Source organism: Stenotrophomonas sp. YJH_SMC_120 (assembly GCF_059368675.1).
Genome location: NZ_JCAFRY010000003.1, coordinates 179,043 through 194,777, shown reverse-complemented (window position 1 = coordinate 194,777; position 15,735 = coordinate 179,043). Strand labels below are relative to the sequence as shown.

The 15,735-nt window shown below is 68.3% G+C and carries 12 protein-coding genes; 7 read left to right on the top strand and 5 right to left on the bottom strand.

The genetic code is table 11. The features are described from left to right. Nucleotides 1–11 precede the first annotated feature (11 nt). Genes bioH through bioC form a run of 3 tightly spaced genes read left to right on the top strand, consistent with a single transcriptional unit; the run spans nt 12 to nt 2,497 of the window. Nucleotides 12–791 (top strand): pimeloyl-ACP methyl ester esterase BioH, encoded by a 780-nt coding sequence (gene bioH / locus AC5P60_RS06930; RefSeq protein ID WP_033833757.1) that lies wholly within the window; start codon nt 12–14, stop codon nt 789–791. A 29-nt stretch (nt 792–820) separates the two neighbouring features. Beyond that, nucleotides 821–1,600: an SDR family oxidoreductase gene (locus AC5P60_RS06925; protein ID WP_049453741.1), complete on the top strand. Its 780-nt coding sequence runs from the start codon at nt 821–823 to the stop codon at nt 1,598–1,600. Between the two features lie 12 nt (nt 1,601–1,612). Then, on the top strand, nt 1,613–2,497 hold the full coding sequence (gene bioC / locus AC5P60_RS06920) for a malonyl-ACP O-methyltransferase BioC (protein WP_005414800.1): 885 nt from the start codon (nt 1,613–1,615) through the stop codon (nt 2,495–2,497). A 370-nt stretch (nt 2,498–2,867) separates the two neighbouring features. On the opposite strand, the gene AC5P60_RS06915 is transcribed toward bioC, so the two are convergent. Both AC5P60_RS06915 and AC5P60_RS06910 read right to left on the bottom strand, forming a co-directional pair. Beyond that, nucleotides 2,868–3,512 carry a YdcF family protein gene (locus AC5P60_RS06915; RefSeq protein ID WP_024958800.1) on the bottom strand — a complete coding sequence of 215 codons (645 nt, stop codon included), beginning with the start codon at nt 3,510–3,512 and terminating at the stop codon, nt 2,868–2,870. Then, the gene (locus tag AC5P60_RS06910; RefSeq protein ID WP_033833763.1) at nt 3,497–4,459 is read right to left on the bottom strand and encodes a pyridoxal-phosphate dependent enzyme; all 963 of its coding nucleotides are present in this window, start codon (nt 4,457–4,459) and stop codon (nt 3,497–3,499) included. Before AC5P60_RS06910 ends, AC5P60_RS06915 begins: the two co-directional genes overlap by 16 nt. 159 nt (nt 4,460–4,618) lie before the next feature. On the opposite strand from AC5P60_RS06910, the gene AC5P60_RS06905 reads away from it, so the two are divergent. Further along, a complete protein-coding gene (locus tag AC5P60_RS06905; RefSeq protein WP_483693379.1) occupies nt 4,619–5,110 on the top strand; it encodes a hypothetical protein in 492 nt (163 codons plus the stop codon). A 548-nt stretch (nt 5,111–5,658) separates the two neighbouring features. Continuing rightward, nucleotides 5,659–7,548, top strand: coding sequence for a tRNA uridine-5-carboxymethylaminomethyl(34) synthesis enzyme MnmG (gene mnmG / locus AC5P60_RS06900; RefSeq protein ID WP_483693380.1), 1,890 nt, complete (start codon nt 5,659–5,661; stop codon nt 7,546–7,548). Between the two features lie 170 nt (nt 7,549–7,718). Here the strand turns inward: mnmG and smeC are convergent, their stop codons facing one another. From smeC to smeA, 3 genes are read right to left on the bottom strand one after another with little or no spacing between them, the layout of a single operon-like run. Beyond that, nucleotides 7,719–9,134 (bottom strand): multidrug efflux transporter outer membrane subunit SmeC, encoded by a 1,416-nt coding sequence (gene smeC, locus AC5P60_RS06895; RefSeq protein WP_495201718.1) that lies wholly within the window; start codon nt 9,132–9,134, stop codon nt 7,719–7,721. Continuing rightward, complete coding sequence (gene smeB, locus AC5P60_RS06890; protein WP_088470439.1) at nt 9,131–12,280, bottom strand: multidrug efflux RND transporter permease subunit SmeB; 3,150 nt, start codon at nt 12,278–12,280, stop codon at nt 9,131–9,133. Before smeB ends, smeC begins: the two co-directional genes overlap by 4 nt. Nucleotides 12,281–12,292: 12 nt before the next feature. Then, nucleotides 12,293–13,489, bottom strand: coding sequence for a multidrug efflux RND transporter periplasmic adaptor subunit SmeA (smeA, locus tag AC5P60_RS06885; protein WP_049403680.1), 1,197 nt, complete (start codon nt 13,487–13,489; stop codon nt 12,293–12,295). 117 nt (nt 13,490–13,606) lie between these two features. Here smeA and baeS point away from each other — a divergent pair, with 117 nt between their 5' ends. Together baeS and AC5P60_RS06875 are read left to right on the top strand one after the other, a co-directional pair. Further along, nucleotides 13,607–15,010: a sensor histidine kinase efflux regulator BaeS gene (gene baeS, locus AC5P60_RS06880; protein WP_033833768.1), complete on the top strand. Its 1,404-nt coding sequence runs from the start codon at nt 13,607–13,609 to the stop codon at nt 15,008–15,010. Further along, nucleotides 15,007–15,696 carry a response regulator gene (locus AC5P60_RS06875; RefSeq protein ID WP_005414809.1) on the top strand — a complete coding sequence of 230 codons (690 nt, stop codon included), beginning with the start codon at nt 15,007–15,009 and terminating at the stop codon, nt 15,694–15,696. Before baeS ends, AC5P60_RS06875 begins: the two co-directional genes overlap by 4 nt. The last annotated feature ends 39 nt before the right edge of the window (nt 15,697–15,735 follow it).

Sequence of the window (15,735 nt, the reverse complement as noted above, 5' to 3'; positions counted from 1 at the left end):
TGTCGTTGCCCATGCATATTGACGTCACCGGCCGTGGGCCGGACCTGGTGCTGATCCACGGTTGGGCCCTGCAGGGCGGCGTGTTCGCGCCGCTGGTGCAGCGGCTTGCGGACCAGTTCACCCTGCATCTGGTCGACCTGCCCGGCCATGGGCACAGCCGCGAGGACACCACGCCGCTGCGCCTGCCGTTCGTGGTAGGTGCCATTGCCGCGGCTACGCCGCCGGCGGTGTGGTGCGGCTGGTCACTGGGCGGCCTGTTCGCATTGCACGCGGCGGCCACGCTGCCAAAGGTGCGCGGGCTGGCGATGATCGCCGCCACGCCGCGCTTCGTGCGAGGCGATGACTGGCCGCACGCGGTGGAGCCGGCGGTGTTCGAGCAGTTCGGCCGCGAGCTGGCGACCGACTTCGGCGGCACGCTGGAACGCTTCCTCGCGTTGGACGTAATGGGCTCGGCACACGCCCGCGAGGAGCTGCGCACCCTGCGCCAGCGCCTGGTCGAGCGCGGTGCGCCCACCGAACGCGCCCTGCTGGAAGGCCTGCGCCTGCTCGAAAGCACTGACCTGCGCGGCGCACTGCCAACGCTGGGCAAGCCCAGCCTGTGGATCGCCGGCCAGCGTGACCGGCTGGTGTCTCCGGTGGCGATGCAGGCCGCCGCAGCACTGGCCCCGGGTGCGCAGGCGCTGACCATCGCCCACGGCGGCCACGCGCCGTTCCTTGGCCATGCCGACGAAGTGGCCGCCGCCCTGCAACACTTCGTTGCCGCCCTGTCGCCGGCTGATGGCGGACAATGAACACCTTCCGAATTCCGCAGGACTGACGCATGGATCTGGGCATCAACGGCCGCTGGGCACTGGTCTGCGGCGCCAGCAAGGGATTGGGCCTGGGTTGCGCGCGTGCGCTGGTGCGCGAGGGCGTGAACGTGGTGATCGTGGCCCGTGGTGACGCTGCGCTGCAGGCCGCCGCTGAAGAACTGCGTGCCGTGCCCGCCGCTGCCGAGGTGCGCGCGGTTGCCGCCGATGTCACCACCGAGGCCGGCCGTGCTGCGGCACTGGCCGCATGCCCGCAGGTGGACATCCTGGTCAACAACGCCGGTGGTCCGCCGCCCGGTGATTTCCGCAGTTTCGAGCGCGACGACTGGATTGCCGCGCTGGACGCCAACATGCTGGCGCCGATCGCGCTGATCCGCGCCACCGTCGACGCGATGATCGAGCGCGGCTTCGGCCGCATCGTCAACATCACCTCGTCGGCGGTGAAGGCCCCGATCGACATCCTGGCGCTGTCCAACGGCGCGCGCAGCGGCCTGACCGGTTTCGTCGCCGGCCTGTCGCGCCGCACCGTGGCCCACAACGTCACCATCAACAACCTGCTGCCCGGCCAGTTCGACACCGACCGCCTGCGCGCCAACTTCGCCCACAGTGCGGGCAAGGACGGCGATGCTGGCGAAGTGGCCGAGCGCCGCCGCCAGCAGATTCCCGCCGGCCGCTTCGGCACGCCGGACGAGTTCGGCGCCGCCTGCGCCTTCCTGTGCAGTGCGCAGGCCGGTTACCTCACCGGGCAGAACCTGCTGATCGACGGCGGCGCCTACCCCGGTACGTTCTAAGAGACTTTCGCAATGCCGTCCCACTTCGATGCCCGCCACGTCCGCCGCGCGTTCGCGCGTGCCGCCAGCAGCTACGACGCCGCCGCCGCCCTGCAGCGCGAGGTGCAGTCGCGACTGATCGAATCGCTGGACTACCTGGAGGCACGCAAGCCCGAGGTGGTGCTGGACATCGGCGCGGGTACCGGCCATGCCAGTGCGTTGATGAAGAAGCGCTGGCCGAAGGCGCAGGTGATCGCGCTGGATGTGGCGCTGCCGATGCTGGACCAGGCCAAGCGCCAGGCCGGGTGGTGGAAGCCGTTCCAGCGCCTGTGCGGCGATGCCGCCGCGCTGCCGCTGGCCGACAACAGCGTGGATGTGATCTTCAGCAACCTGTGCCTGCAGTGGGTGGACGACCTGCCGGCGGTGTTTGCCGGATTCCGTCGCGTGCTCAAGCCCGGTGGCCTGCTGCTGTGCTCGACCTTCGGCCCGGAAACCCTGGTGGAACTCAACGAAGCGTTCGCCGCCGCCGATGATCGTCCGCACGTGAGCCGCTTCGCGCAGATCGCCCAGTTCGGCGACGCGCTGATGATGGCCGGCTTCCGCGACCCGGTGCTGGACCGCGATCTGTTCACCCTGACCTACGACGACCTGCCCTCGCTGATGCGCGAGCTGCGCGCGATGGGTGCGACCAACGCGCGGGTGGACCGCCGCCATACGCTGACCGGGCGTGGTCGTTTCGCCGCTGCCGCCGCCGCATACGAGCCGATGCGCCGTGCCGACGGCAAGCTACCCAGCAGCTGGGAAGTGATCTACGCCCACGCCTGGGCACCGGATCCGGGCGCGCCGATCCGCGAAGGCGGGCATGACGTCGCCTCGGTGCCGGTGTCGGCGATTCCGATCCGCCGCAAGCAGACCTGATCGTCTGGTAGTGCCGGCCGCTGGCCGGCAACCTCACGATTCCATGGTGGGCATCTGCCGGCCAGCGGCCGGCACTACCCAATGCGACGCCATACGCGAATCGCTCTGGTAGGCGCCGGCCGTCACTCTGGTAGGTGCCGGCCTTGGTCGGCACAATGCCGGCAGCATCGCGATCTGACAGGTTGTACCGACCAAGGTCGGCACCCACCAAATTCGAGCGGTGTCGGCGATTCCAATCCGCCGCAAGCAGACCTGATCGTCTGGTAGTGCCGGCCGCTGGCCGGCAACCTCACGATTCCATGATGGCCATCTGCCGGCCAGCGGCCGGCACTACCCAATGCGACGCCGTGCGCAACGCAGGCTTCCGCCCTCAGGTATTGGCCGGCGAACTCAACGGCGGGCGCACCAGGTCGCGGTGGAAGAAATAGATTTCCTGCACCAGGAAGCGCCAGCTGGTATGGAAGCTGCGGAAGCGCGTGCTGGGCGTGGACGAGGCCAGCGCATCGATGCCGAGCGCCTTGCTCAGGCGCAGCGCGCGCGCCATGTGCAGCGGATCGCTGACGACGATCACCCGGTGCAGGCCGCGCTGGTCCATCAGCCGCTTGGCTTCAACCAGGTTCTGCACGGTATTGCGCGAAGCGGTTTCGATCAGGATCGCATCGTCCGGCACGCCATGCTTCAGCGCGTAGCGCCGCGCCACCTGCGACTCGGAGAAGCGCGCACCGGTGCCGCCATAGCCACCGGTGAAGATCAGCAGCGGCGCATAGCGTGCTTCATACAGATCCAGCCCGTGGCGGATGCGTTCTTCGAACACCGGTGACGGCTTGGCGTCATAGGCGGCCGCACCCAGCACGATGATGGCGTCGGCCTTGGCGGCCTGGTCGCGTTCACCCACCCAGACGATCCAGGCGGTCACGCCCAGCAGCCAGATCACCAGCAGCACGAACAGCCGCCACAACCAGCCCAGCAGGCCGGTGCGTTCGCGGTGCCGCCCGCGGCTCACGCCGCCCCCCAGCGCAGCGCTGGCAGGTCGACGTTGCCGCCGGACAACACCAGGCCCACGCGCAGGCCGGCGAAGCGCTGCGGCTGCGCCAGCACCGCAGCCAGCACGGTGGCCGAAGAGGGCTCCACCACCTGCTTGAGCACGTCCCACAGCAGGCGCATCGCCGCCAGCGTCGCGGCGTCATCGACCACGATCGCCTCGGCACCGGCGGCGCGCAGCAACTCGAAATTGGGCGCGCCGATCAGAGTACGCAGGCCATCGCAGATGGTGTCCGGGGTGAACGCACCCTGGCGCTCGCCGATGGCCAGCGAGCGCGCGGTGTCATCGGCGCCGGCCGGCTCGGCCAGGATCAGCCGGGTCTGCGGACTGGCATGCTGCAGGGCCAGCGCGGTACCGCTGGCCAGGCCACCGCCGCCCACCGGCACCACCAGCGCGTCGAACGGGCCGTCGCTGTGCAGCAGTTCCAGGGCCGCGGTGCCCTGCCCGGCCATCACCGCCGGGTTCGTATAGGGATGCACCAGGGTTGCGCCGGTATCGGCCTGCACCCTGGCGCAGGTGGCCTCGCGGTCGGCGATGGTCGGCGGGCAGCGCCAGAGCGTGGCGCCGTGGCGGGCGATGTTGGCCAGCTTGGCGGCCACCGCCCCCTCCGGCACCACCACATGGCAGGGGATGCCCCGGGTGCGTGCGGCCAGGGCCAGCGCGGCGCCGTGGTTGCCGGAGGAATGGGTCACCACGCCAGCACTGGCGCGATCGGCATCCAGCGACCACACCGCATTGCAGGCACCACGGAACTTGAATGCGCCACCACGCTGCAGGTGCTCGGCCTTGAAGGCCAACTGCGCGCCGGTCATTGCATCGAGGGTGCGCGAGCGCAGCACCGGGGTCACGCTGGCATGCGGGGCAATCCTCGCAGCAGCAAGCAGGACATCATCGGCGCGGGGCAACAGTGAATCGCTCATGACGCAAGATTAACGTATGCCCCCGCGCTGGCGACCGGGGCACAGGTCATGCCAGCATGCAGGCCTACGCCTCCATTCATCCTGGCCAGCCGAATTAAGGGCCGATTCAATGCCCGCGCACGAAGCTGGCTGCACATCCGTCCTCTGGGGGGACCCACCATGAAAATGCGCCTGTTGCTTGCCGGTGGCCTGTTGTTGGGCCTGACTGGCTGCACCACCTACGATTATGTAGGCGGTGGCCGCGGTGGCGGCTACTACCACGGCGCGCCGTCGGTGGAGTACCGCTACCCGGCCGGCTATCCCTACAACTACGGCTACCCGTACTACGGTGGCTATGGCGGCTACTACGGCGGCTATGGCAACCCGTACTACTCGCGCCCGATCTACCGCCCGCCGCACAACCACCGCCCGCCGCCGCGTCCGCCCGGCAACGGTGGCGAGAACCGTCCGCCGCCGCCGCCGCGGCCGTCGTACAACGGCGGTTCCCCGTGGCGGAACATGGATTCGATGCGCCGCCCGCCGCAATCGAACATGCAGCCGCCGGCGCCCGCGCCGCAGGCCCGCCCGTCCCCGGCACCGAGTGCGCCGAGGATGAACGGTTCCCCCTGGCGCAACATGGATCGTGCGACGCAGCGCACAGTTGAGCGCTGAACCGTCTTGCATTTCACACGGTCCAAGCCGCAATCTACGCGGACAGTGACGGCCCGCGTCACAAAGTGACAAAAACGACACGGGCCGCCGCAAAAAGCTCTACGTCGATATCCGACAGGAACATCTGGATCCCCCCTGTTCCGGCCCTGTCGGATGTCGGCACCTCTGAAGGCAGACGGCCCCGCAATGCGGGGCCGTTTGTTTTGCCGGGCCGCCAACCGGCGAGAGACCCAGCGTCAGTAGATCCACGCCATGCGTGGACAGGGCCTTTCCCGGCACCCCAAAAAAACAGGGCCGGACAGTCCCCGACTGCCGGCCCTCTGCTCCCCCACCGTGCGCCTGTACCGGCCCCTGTTCCAATTCCGGTCACGGGCGCCTACGGCGCCAGCCACGGTGGGTGCTATTGGGTTATCTGCAAAAATCCTGCCAACTTTAGGGCTGATTTCGGCGCCGGCCGACCGGTGCCGACGTCCCGGACCCGAATGGCGCTAAAATCGCCACCCCGGCGCCGCCCCCCGGCCGCGCCCGCCCCCAGCTGAACAGCCCCCATGAATCCGTCCTTCCATCGTTACGACGTCATCGTCATCGGCGGTGGCCACGCTGGCACCGAAGCCGCGCTGGCCGCGGCCCGCACCGGCGTGCGCACCCTGCTGCTGACCCACAACATCGAAACGGTGGGCGCGATGAGCTGCAACCCGGCCATCGGCGGCATCGGCAAGGGCCACCTGGTCAAGGAAATCGACGCCCTGGGCGGTGCGATGGCGCATGCCGCCGACCGCGCCGGCATCCAGTGGCGCACGTTGAACGCCTCCAAGGGCCCGGCCGTGCGTGCCACCCGTTGCCAAGCCGATCGCAACCTGTACCGCATGGCGATCCGCGCCATCGTCGAAGGCCAGGCCAACCTGACCGTGTTCCAAGCCGCAGTGGACGATCTGGTCATCGAAGGCGACGCCGTGCGCGGCGTCATCACCCAGACCGGCCTGCGTTTCGACGCCGGGGCCGTGGTGCTGACGGCCGGTACCTTCCTCGCCGGCAAGATCCACGTGGGCCCCACCCAGTACGCCGCCGGCCGCATGGGCGACCCGCCGGCCACCACGCTGGCCGCGCGCATGCGCGAGCGCCCGTTCCAGGTGGACCGCCTGAAGACCGGCACGCCGCCGCGCATCGATGGCCGCTCGCTGGACTACAGCGTGATGGACGAACAGCCCGGTGATTCGCCGCGCCCGGTGATGTCCTTCCTCGGCTCGGTGGACGAGCATCCGCAGCAGGTCAGCTGCTGGATCACCCACACCACCGAACAGACCCACCAGATCATCCGCGAGGCGCTGCATCGCTCGCCGCTGTACAGCGGCCAGATCGAAGGCATCGGCCCGCGCTACTGCCCGTCCATCGAGGACAAGGTGGTGCGCTTCGCCGAGAAGGCCAGCCACCAGATCTTCGTCGAACCCGAAGGCCTGGGCATCGTCGAGATCTATCCCAACGGCATCTCCACCTCGCTGCCGTTCGACGTGCAGCTGGAGATGGTGCGCAGCATCCGTGGTTTCGAGAACGCGCACATCACCCGCCCCGGCTACGCGATCGAGTACGACTTCTTCGATCCGCGCGGGCTGAAGGCCTCGCTGGAGACCAAGCTGGTCAACGGCCTGTTCTTCGCCGGCCAGATCAACGGCACCACCGGCTATGAAGAAGCGGCCGCGCAGGGCCTGCTGGCCGGCCTCAACGCCGCACGCCAGGTACGTGGACTGGATGGCTGGTGCCCGCGCCGCGACGAGGCGTACCTGGGCGTGCTGGTGGATGACCTGATCACCCACGGCACCAACGAGCCCTACCGCATGTTCACCAGCCGCGCCGAATACCGCCTGCAGCTGCGCGAGGACAATGCCGACCAGCGCCTGACCCCCGCCGGCCGCGAAATGGGCCTGGTGGATGACCATCGCTGGAGCGCGTTCGAGACCAAACAGGCCGCCGTCGCCGCCGAGCGCGCGCGCCTGGGCGCACTGTGGGCGACCCCGGCCAATGCACTGGGCCGCGAGGTACAGGACACGCTAGGCGTGGCGGTCAGCCGCGAAACCAATGTGCTGGACCTGATCAAGCGCCCCGAGCTGGATTACGCGCAGCTGATGCAGGTGCCATCGCTGGGCCCGGCCGTGGCCGACGCCAAGGTGGCCGAGCAGGTGGAGATCGGCGTGAAGTACGCCGGCTACCTGGATCGCCAGCGCGAGGAGATCGAGCGGCAGCAGCGGCACGAAGCCACGCCGATCGCTGAAGCCTTCGATTATGCGACGGTACGCGGGCTGTCGGCCGAAGCGCTGCAGAAGCTGGAGCGCGTGCGCCCGCAGACCATCGGCCAGGCGCAGCGCATCCCGGGCATGACCCCGGCAGCGATCTCGCTGCTGCTGGTGCATCTGGAGCGGGCGCGCCGCGGCCGCGTGGCATAAGCGGTCGCACCTGCTTCTGGTGGGTGCCGACCTGGGTCGGCACATGAGTCTGCCCTGGTGGGTGCCGACCCTGGTCGGCACGAATCATCAGATCGCGATGCTGCATGCATTTGTGCCGACCAAGGTCGGCACCTACCGGAGCGGAAGACACACCCACATTGGCGGGCGCGTTACCGCGCGTCGGCGCCACCACCCAGCACCTTGAACAACTTCACCCGGTTGCCCGCTTCCTGCTGCTGCAGGGCGATCAGGTCCTGCTGCGCGGCATACAGGCTGCGCTGCGCATCCAACGACTGCAGGTAGCCATCCAGTCCGGTGCGGTAGCGCGCATCGGCCAAGGTGTAGCTGCGCTGGCTGTCAGCCACCAACGCGCGTTGCGCGTCCAGCTGCGCGGTCAGGTGATCGCGCGTGGCCAGCGCATCGGCCACCTCACTGAAGACCTGCTGGATCGCCTTCTCGTACTGCGCGATGCCGATGTCCTTGCCGATCTTCGAGGCATCCAGCGAGGCCTTCAGTGCACCGGCATGGAAAATCGGCGCGGTGATGCTGGGCGCGAACGACCAGCCACGGGTGCCGGCCGAGAACAGCGTCGACAACGCGGTGGAACTGTGGCCGTAGTTGGCGGTCAACGCCAGCGTCGGGAAGAATGCGGCGCGCGCGGCACCGATATCGGCGTTGGCCGCCTGCAATGCATGCTCGGCGGACAGCACGTCCGGGCGCTGCAGCAACACGCTGGACGGCAGGTTGGCGGGCAGCGGCGCCAATGCGACGCTGCCACCCAGCGCCTGCGCGGTTGGCAGCAGGGCCGGATCCAGCGGTGCCCCCACCAACAGCTGCAATGCATCGCGATCCTGCGCCTGCTGGGCCTGCAGCTTCGCCAGCGCACCGCGCGCGGCTTCCACGCTGGTCTGCACCTGCGACAGGTCCAGGCCCGAGGCCAGCCCCTGTGCATGGCGGGCCTCGGTGCGCTGAAGGGTCTGCTGCTGGCTGTCCAGCGTTTGCTGCGTGAATGCCAGCGACTGCTCGTCGGCCGCCAGCGCCAGCCACGCCGTCGCCACTTCAGCCACCAGGCTGGTGCGCGCAGCGCGCTGGTTCTCGGCGCTGGCCAGCCAGTTCTGCAGCGCCTCGTTCTTCAAGCTGCGGATACGCCCGAACAGGTCCAGCTCCCAGCTGCTGATGCCCACCTGCACGGCATCGGATTCGGTCACCTGGGTTACGCCGGTCTCGCTGTTGGCATCGCTCACCCGCGAACGGGTGACACTGCCGCTGGCATCCACCGACGGCAGCAGTGCCGCGCGCTGGATGCGGTACTGCGCGCGCTCCTTCTCCACCTGCAGCACCGCCACGCGCAGGTCGCGGTTGTTCTGCAGCGCCAGCGCGATGACCTGCTGCAGGCGCGGTTCCAGGAACACGTCGCGCCAGGCCGGCATCGCCAGTGCCGGTTCGGCCGCGCCGATGGCGGCATTGCCGAACTGTGCCGGCACCGGCGCCTCGGGTCGCTGGTAGTGCGGGGCCATGCTCACGCAGCCGCCCAGCACGGCGGTCATCGTTGCGGCCGCCAGGGCGCGCAGCAGCATCGGCTTCATGGACTTGTCTCCGGGACAGTGGCGTCGGCCGGCGCGCGGCCCGGGAACAGGCGGCGCACCAGCAGGTAGAACAACGGCACGAAGAACATGCCCAGCACCATCGAGGCCACCGTACCACCGGCCACGCCGGTACCCAGCGAACGGCGCGCGGCCGAACCGGCCCCGGTGGCGAACACCAGCGGCAACACGCCCATCAGGAACGCCAGCGAAGTCATCACGATCGGCCGCAGCCGCAGGTAGACCGCCTGCAGGATTGCGTCGCGGGTGTCCCTGCCCTGCTGTTCGAGGATGCGCGCGAACTCGACGATCAGGATGCCGTTCTTCGCTGCCAGACCAATCGTGGTCAGCAGGCCGACCTGGAAGTACACGTCGTTGTTGAGGCCACGCAGGTTCATCATCAGCACCGCACCGAACACACCCACCGGCACCGCCAGCATCACCGCGAACGGCACCGCCCAGCTTTCATACAGCGCGGCCAGGCACAGGAACACGAACAGCAGCGAGATGGCGTACAGCATTGGCGCCTGGTTGCCCGACAACTGTTCCTGGTAGGCCATGTCCGACCAGGCATGGCTGAAGCCTTCCGGCAGTGTGTCGGCCAGCCGCGCGATCTCGGCCATCGCCTCGCCGGAGCTGACGCCCGGCGCCGGCTGTCCGGTGATTTCCATCGCTGATACGCCGTTGTAGCGCTGCAGTGCGGCCGGCGCACTGGTCCAATGCGTGCTGATCAGCGACGACAGCGGCACCATCTGCCCGGCCTGGTTGCGCACGCTCCAGCGCTCGATGTCCTGCGGCTGCATGCGTGCTTCGGCGGTGCCCTGGATGAACACCTTCTTGATGCGTCCCTTGTAGATGAAGTTGTTGACGAAGTCGCCGCCCAACGCCGCGTTCAAGGTGTCATTGACGTCCTGCGGGTTCACGCCCATCGCCTGCGCCTTGGCGTCGTCCACCTTCACCGCGTATACCGGCGCGTCTTCCAGGCTGGCGTAGCGCACGTTGACCAGCTTCGGGTCCTTGGCGGCTTCTTTCAGCAGCGTGTTGCGCGCGGCCACGGCGGCGGCATGGCCGGCACCGCCTTCGTCCTGCAGTTCCAGGGTGAAGCCACCCGCATCGCCGAGGCCCAGGATGGCCGGTGGCGAGGTGATGAACACCTGCGCATCGGGCACGCTGGCCATCGCCCGCGTCAAGCGTGCGGCGATGGTATCGGCGTCGTCCTTGCGGTCATCCCAGTCCTTCAGGCGGATGAAGGCCTGGCCGACGTTCTGGCCGCTGCCGGTAACACTGAAGCCGGCGGTGGCCTGGATCGAGAGCACGCCGTCGTCCTTCACCGCGACGGCACTCAGACGATCCATCACCGCCCGCGTCTGCTCCAGCGTGGAACCGGCCGGCAGCTTCACCAGCGCGTTGAGCATGCCCTGGTCTTCATCGGGCAGGAACGCGCCCGGCAGGTGCCACAGCAACAGGCCGGTGGCCACGCTCAGCACCAGGTAGAACAGCACGCCCAGCGAGCGGCGGCCGAGGAAACGATCCACGCGGTGACGCAGGCCGTTGGAGGTACGCTCGAAGCGGTGGTTGAACCAGATGAAGAACTTGCCCAGCAGGCTCGGCTCGCCACCGTGGTCGCCATGCGGATGGCCGCCCTTGGGAATCTGGTGCAGGATGCTGCCACACAGTGCCGGGGTGATGGTCATCGCCACCAGCACCGACAGGATCATCGCGGCGGCGATCGTCACCGAGAACTGGCGATAGATCACCCCGGTTACACCGCTGAAGAACGCCATCGGCAGGAACACCGCGGTCAGCACCAGCACGATGCCGACCAGCGCGCCGGTGATCTGGCCCATCGCCTTCAGCGTGGCCGGCTTCGGCGCCAGCCCTTCGAAGGTCATCACCCGCTCTACGTTCTCCACCACCACGATGGCATCGTCCACCAGCAGGCCGATGGCCAGCACCAGTGCGAACATGGTCAGGGTGTTGATCGAATACCCGAATGCAGCCAGCACGCCGAACGTGCCCAGCAGCACCACCGGCACCGCGATGGTCGGGATCAGCGTGGCGCGCCAGTTCTGCAGGAACAGGTACATCACCAGCACCACCAGGATGATCGCTTCGATCAGGGTGATCACTACTTCCTTCAGCGAAATGGTCACGAATGGCGTGGTGGTGAAGGCCACGTGGGCGGTGTAGCCATGCGGCCAGTACTTCTGCAGCTGCTGAAGCCGTGCATCGATGGCCTTGGAGACGGCGATCGCGTTGGCACCGGCATTGAGTTCAATGCCCAGCGACGCCGACGGCTTGCCATTGAAGGTGCTGATGCTGTCGTAGCTTTCCGGCCCGAGGCCGATCTTCGCCACGTCGCCCAGACGCACCACGCTGCCGTTGGCATCGGCCTTGAGCACCACCTGCGCGAACTGCTCGGGCGTGTGCAGGCGGCTGCGCGCGGTTACCGTGGCGTCGAGCTGCTGGCCCTTCAGCGCCGGCTGGCCACCCAGCTCACCGGCGGAGACATCGGTGTTCTGTGCCTGCAGTGCGGTCTCGATGTCCGACGGCATCAGCGCGTACTGGCGCATCTTCTCCGGATCCAGCCAGATGCGCATGGCGTATTCCTGGCCGATCGGCTGGATGTTGCCGACACCGCTGACGCGGCTGATCTGGTCATCGATGCGCGCTTCCATGAAGTTGGCGACATCGAAGTTGTCCATGCTGCCGTCTTCGCTGGTGAACGACAGCACCTCGAAGATCGAACCACTGGACTTGGTGATGGTCAGGCCGTTCTGCTGCACCGCCTGCGGCAGCGTGGCCATGGCGGCCTGCAGCTGGTTCTGCACCTGCACCTGCGCGGTATCCGGATTGGTACCGGTGGCGAACACCAGGTTGACCTGCGCCGAGCCGTCGGAGGCACTGGTCGAGGTCATGTACATCAGGTGATCGAGGCTTTGCTGGGACTGCTCGATGACCTGGGTGACCGCGTTTTCCACGGTCTGGGACGAGGCGCCGGTGTAGGTGGCGCGGATGGTGATGGTGGGCGGGGCGATCTGCGGGTAGCGGTCCACCGGCAGGATCAGGATCGCGAGCAGGCCGAGCAGGCTGACCGCGATGGCGATCACCCAGGCGAAGATCGGCCGGTCGATGAAGAAACGAACCATGTGGGCCAGGCCTCAGTGCGACTTTTCGTCGGTGTTGCCGTTCGGATCGACCGCCGGCATCGCCGCCAACTGCGCCGTCGTGGCCGCCACCGCTTTCACCTGCTGGCCGAGCGATACCGCGCTGCCGTTGCTGACGATCACCCGTTCGCCAGCCTTGAGGCCGCTGGTGATCTGCCACTGGTTACCGACCACCTGGCCGGTGCTGACGCGGCGCTCGACCACATGATCCTTGGCGTCGAGCAGGCGCAGCAGCGGTTCGCCGCGTTCGTTGCGCACCACCGCCTTCTGCGGCACCAGCAGGGCACGCGCGTCGGTGGCCATCGGCAGCACCGCCTTCAGGTACATGCCCGGCAACAGCAGGCCGTCCGGGTTCGGAATGACCGCGCGCAGCTTCACGTTGCCGGTGCCCGGATCCACTGCGCTGCCGACGAACTCCAAGGTGCCTTCATGCGCGTAGGTGCTGCCGTCCTCCAGCAGCACCTTTACCTGTGCCTTGCCATCGATGGCCTTCACCAGGCCCGCATCGAGCTGCTTGCGCAGCGCCAGCATCTGCGTGCTGGACTGGGTGACATCCAGGTACACCGGGTCCAGCCGCTGGATGGTGGCCAGTGCCGTATCCTGGCCGGCCGCGACCAGCGCGCCGGCGGTGACGCTGGAGGTGCCGATGCGGCCGTCGATGGGGGCGGTCACCCGGGTGTAGTCGAGGTTGATGCGGGCAGCCTGCAATGCAGCGCGCGCGGCAATCACGTTGGCCTGCGCCTGCTTCAATGCCGAGGTGGCATCGTCGGCGTCCTGCTTGCTGGCTGCATCCATGCTCACCAGCGCGCGGGTACGCTCGGCCTTCGGCTGTGCCGACAACACGGTAGCCTCGGCCTGCGCCAGCTGCCCGCGCGCGGTATCGAAGGCCGCCTGGTACGGTGCCGGGTCGACCTGGTACAGCAGCTGCCCTGCCTTGACCTGCTGGCCTTCGGTGAACAACCGCTGGCGGATCAGGCCGCCGACCTGCGGCCGCACCTCGGAGATCTCGAACGGCACGGCACGGCCGGGCAAGGTCTGCTGGAGTGCCAGCGGCTGCGCGCGGGCGATGATGACGCCCACTTCGGGCATGGCCGGGGCATCGGTCCTGCCCGCCGAACAGGCCGCCAGGGCCAGCAGCAGGGGCAACAGCAGGGGACGCGGGGAACGGGACAGCGGGCGCAGGAGGGACATGGGGGGCGTGGGGGCCTTGCGTTGACCCGTGCACGCTGCCGTGAAACTGTGAAGAGAATATGGAGATTGTGCGACGGGCTCAGCTGGCGCTTGCTTTCGGCGCCGCATGCGCCGCTAATGGCCTTCGCGATGGCGAAGTTCCAACTCAAATTCGGCCTGACCGCGAAGACCTTCCTCGCGATCTTCACCGCCTGCCTGCTGGTGCTGGCAGTGAACGGTGTTGCCAGCCGCGTGGCCTTCCAGACCGGCTTCCTGGACTACCTCAACGACCAGGGCGACCTGCGCATGCAGCGGCTGATGCCACACCTGCAGCGCGAGTACCGCGAGCACGGTGGCTGGGAGCATCTGCACGGTGATGGCGACCGCTGGGCGCGGCTGCTGCGCCCGGACCTGGCCCATGGGCACGAAGGACCGGTGCCGTCGCTGTCCGACCAGACCGGCGTGCCGTCGCGCCTGGGCCTGTTCGACGCGCAGCACCGTTTCGTGGCCGGCAACCCCGACGCCACCAGCGATGACGAGCCGCATGCGGTGCAGGTGGACGGGCAGACCGTCGGTTGGCTGGGCATGGTGCCGTTCCAGACCGTCATCGCCACCAACGACCTGAATTTCTACAACACCCAGGTGCGCGCCTGGTGGGTGATCGGCATCGCGCTACTGCTGGTGACGGTACTGCTGGCCTGGCTGGTATCGCGTGCGCTGCGCCAGCGCCTTGCCAAGCTGGCCGCTGCCACCCACCGGTTAGCCGCCGGTGACTACGCCACCCGCATCGAGCGCACCAGTGACGATGAGCTGGACGCGCTGGTCAACGACTTCAACCGGATGGCGCAGGCGCTGGACGATACCGAACGCAACCGCCGCGCCTTCATTGCCGACATCTCGCATGAGCTGCGCACGCCATTGGCCGTGGTGCGCGCCGAGCTGGAGGCGATCGAAGATGGCATCCGTCCGCTGGACCGGGCCAACCTGGTGGGCCTGCAGGGCGAGATCCGCCAGCTGGGCAAGCTGATCGACGACCTGCACGACCTGTCGATGACCCAGTCCGGCGGCCTGGCGTACCGCTTCGCGCCACTGGACCTGGTGGCGCTGCTGCGCAGCGAACTCAATGGCATGCGCGTGCGCTTCGCCAATGCAGGCCTGGCGTTGGAAGAAGACCTGCCCGCCACGCCGTTGCAGGTGTCCGGTGACGAACGGCGCCTGCAGCAGGTGCTGGCCAACCTGCTGGAAAACGCACTGCGCTACACCCATGCCGGTGGCCGCGTACGCGTGCAGGCAGCGCGCGTGCCTGCCGGCGTGCAGCTGGTCGTGGAAGACACCGCGCCGGGCGTTCCGCCCGACAAGTGTGCACTGCTGTTCGAACGCTTCTACCGCGTGGAAAGTTCGCGCAACCGCGCCAGTGGCGGCAGCGGGCTGGGCCTGGCCATCAGCCACAACATCATCCTCGCCCACCACGGCGTCATCCACGCCGCGCCCTCGCCGCTGGGCGGGCTGCGCGTGGTCATCAGCCTGCCGGAGCCTGCATGAGCACGTCGCCCGCCACGTCCACGAAGATCCTGATCGTCGAGGACGAGCCGCGCCTGGCCTCGGTACTGCGCGACTACCTGGCCGCCGCCGGCATGGCCAGCGAGTGGGTGGACGACGGTGGCCAGGTGATCGACGCATTCGCGCGCTACCAGCCCGACCTGGTGCTGCTGGACCTGATGCTGCCGCAGCGCGACGGTGTGGACCTGTGCCGCGAACTGCGTGCCAGCAGCGATGTACCGGTCATCATGGTCACCGCACGGGTGGAAGAGATCGACCGCCTGCTGGGCCTGGAGATCGGCGCCGACGACTACATCTGCAAGCCGTTCAGTCCGCGCGAAGTGGTCGCGCGGGTAATGGCGGTGCTGCGCCGCTATCGCCCGGACCCGGGTGCGCGCGCCAACGGTGGCCTGCACATCGACGAGCCGGCCGCACGCGCCACCTGGAACGGCAAGGGCCTGGACCTGACGCCGGTGGAGTACCGCCTGCTGCGCACGCTGCTGGCCACCCCGGGCCGGATCTGGGCGCGCGATGAACTGCTCGACCGGCTGTACCTGGACCATCGCGTGGTGGTCGACCGCACCGTCGACAGCCATGTGCGCAACCTGCGCCGCAAGCTGGCCGACGCCGGCATGGAAGGCGAGCCGATCCGTTCGGTGTACGGCATGGGCTACAGCTACGAACCCTAGCCGGTAGTGCCGGCCGCTGGCCGGCAACCGCGCGGTACG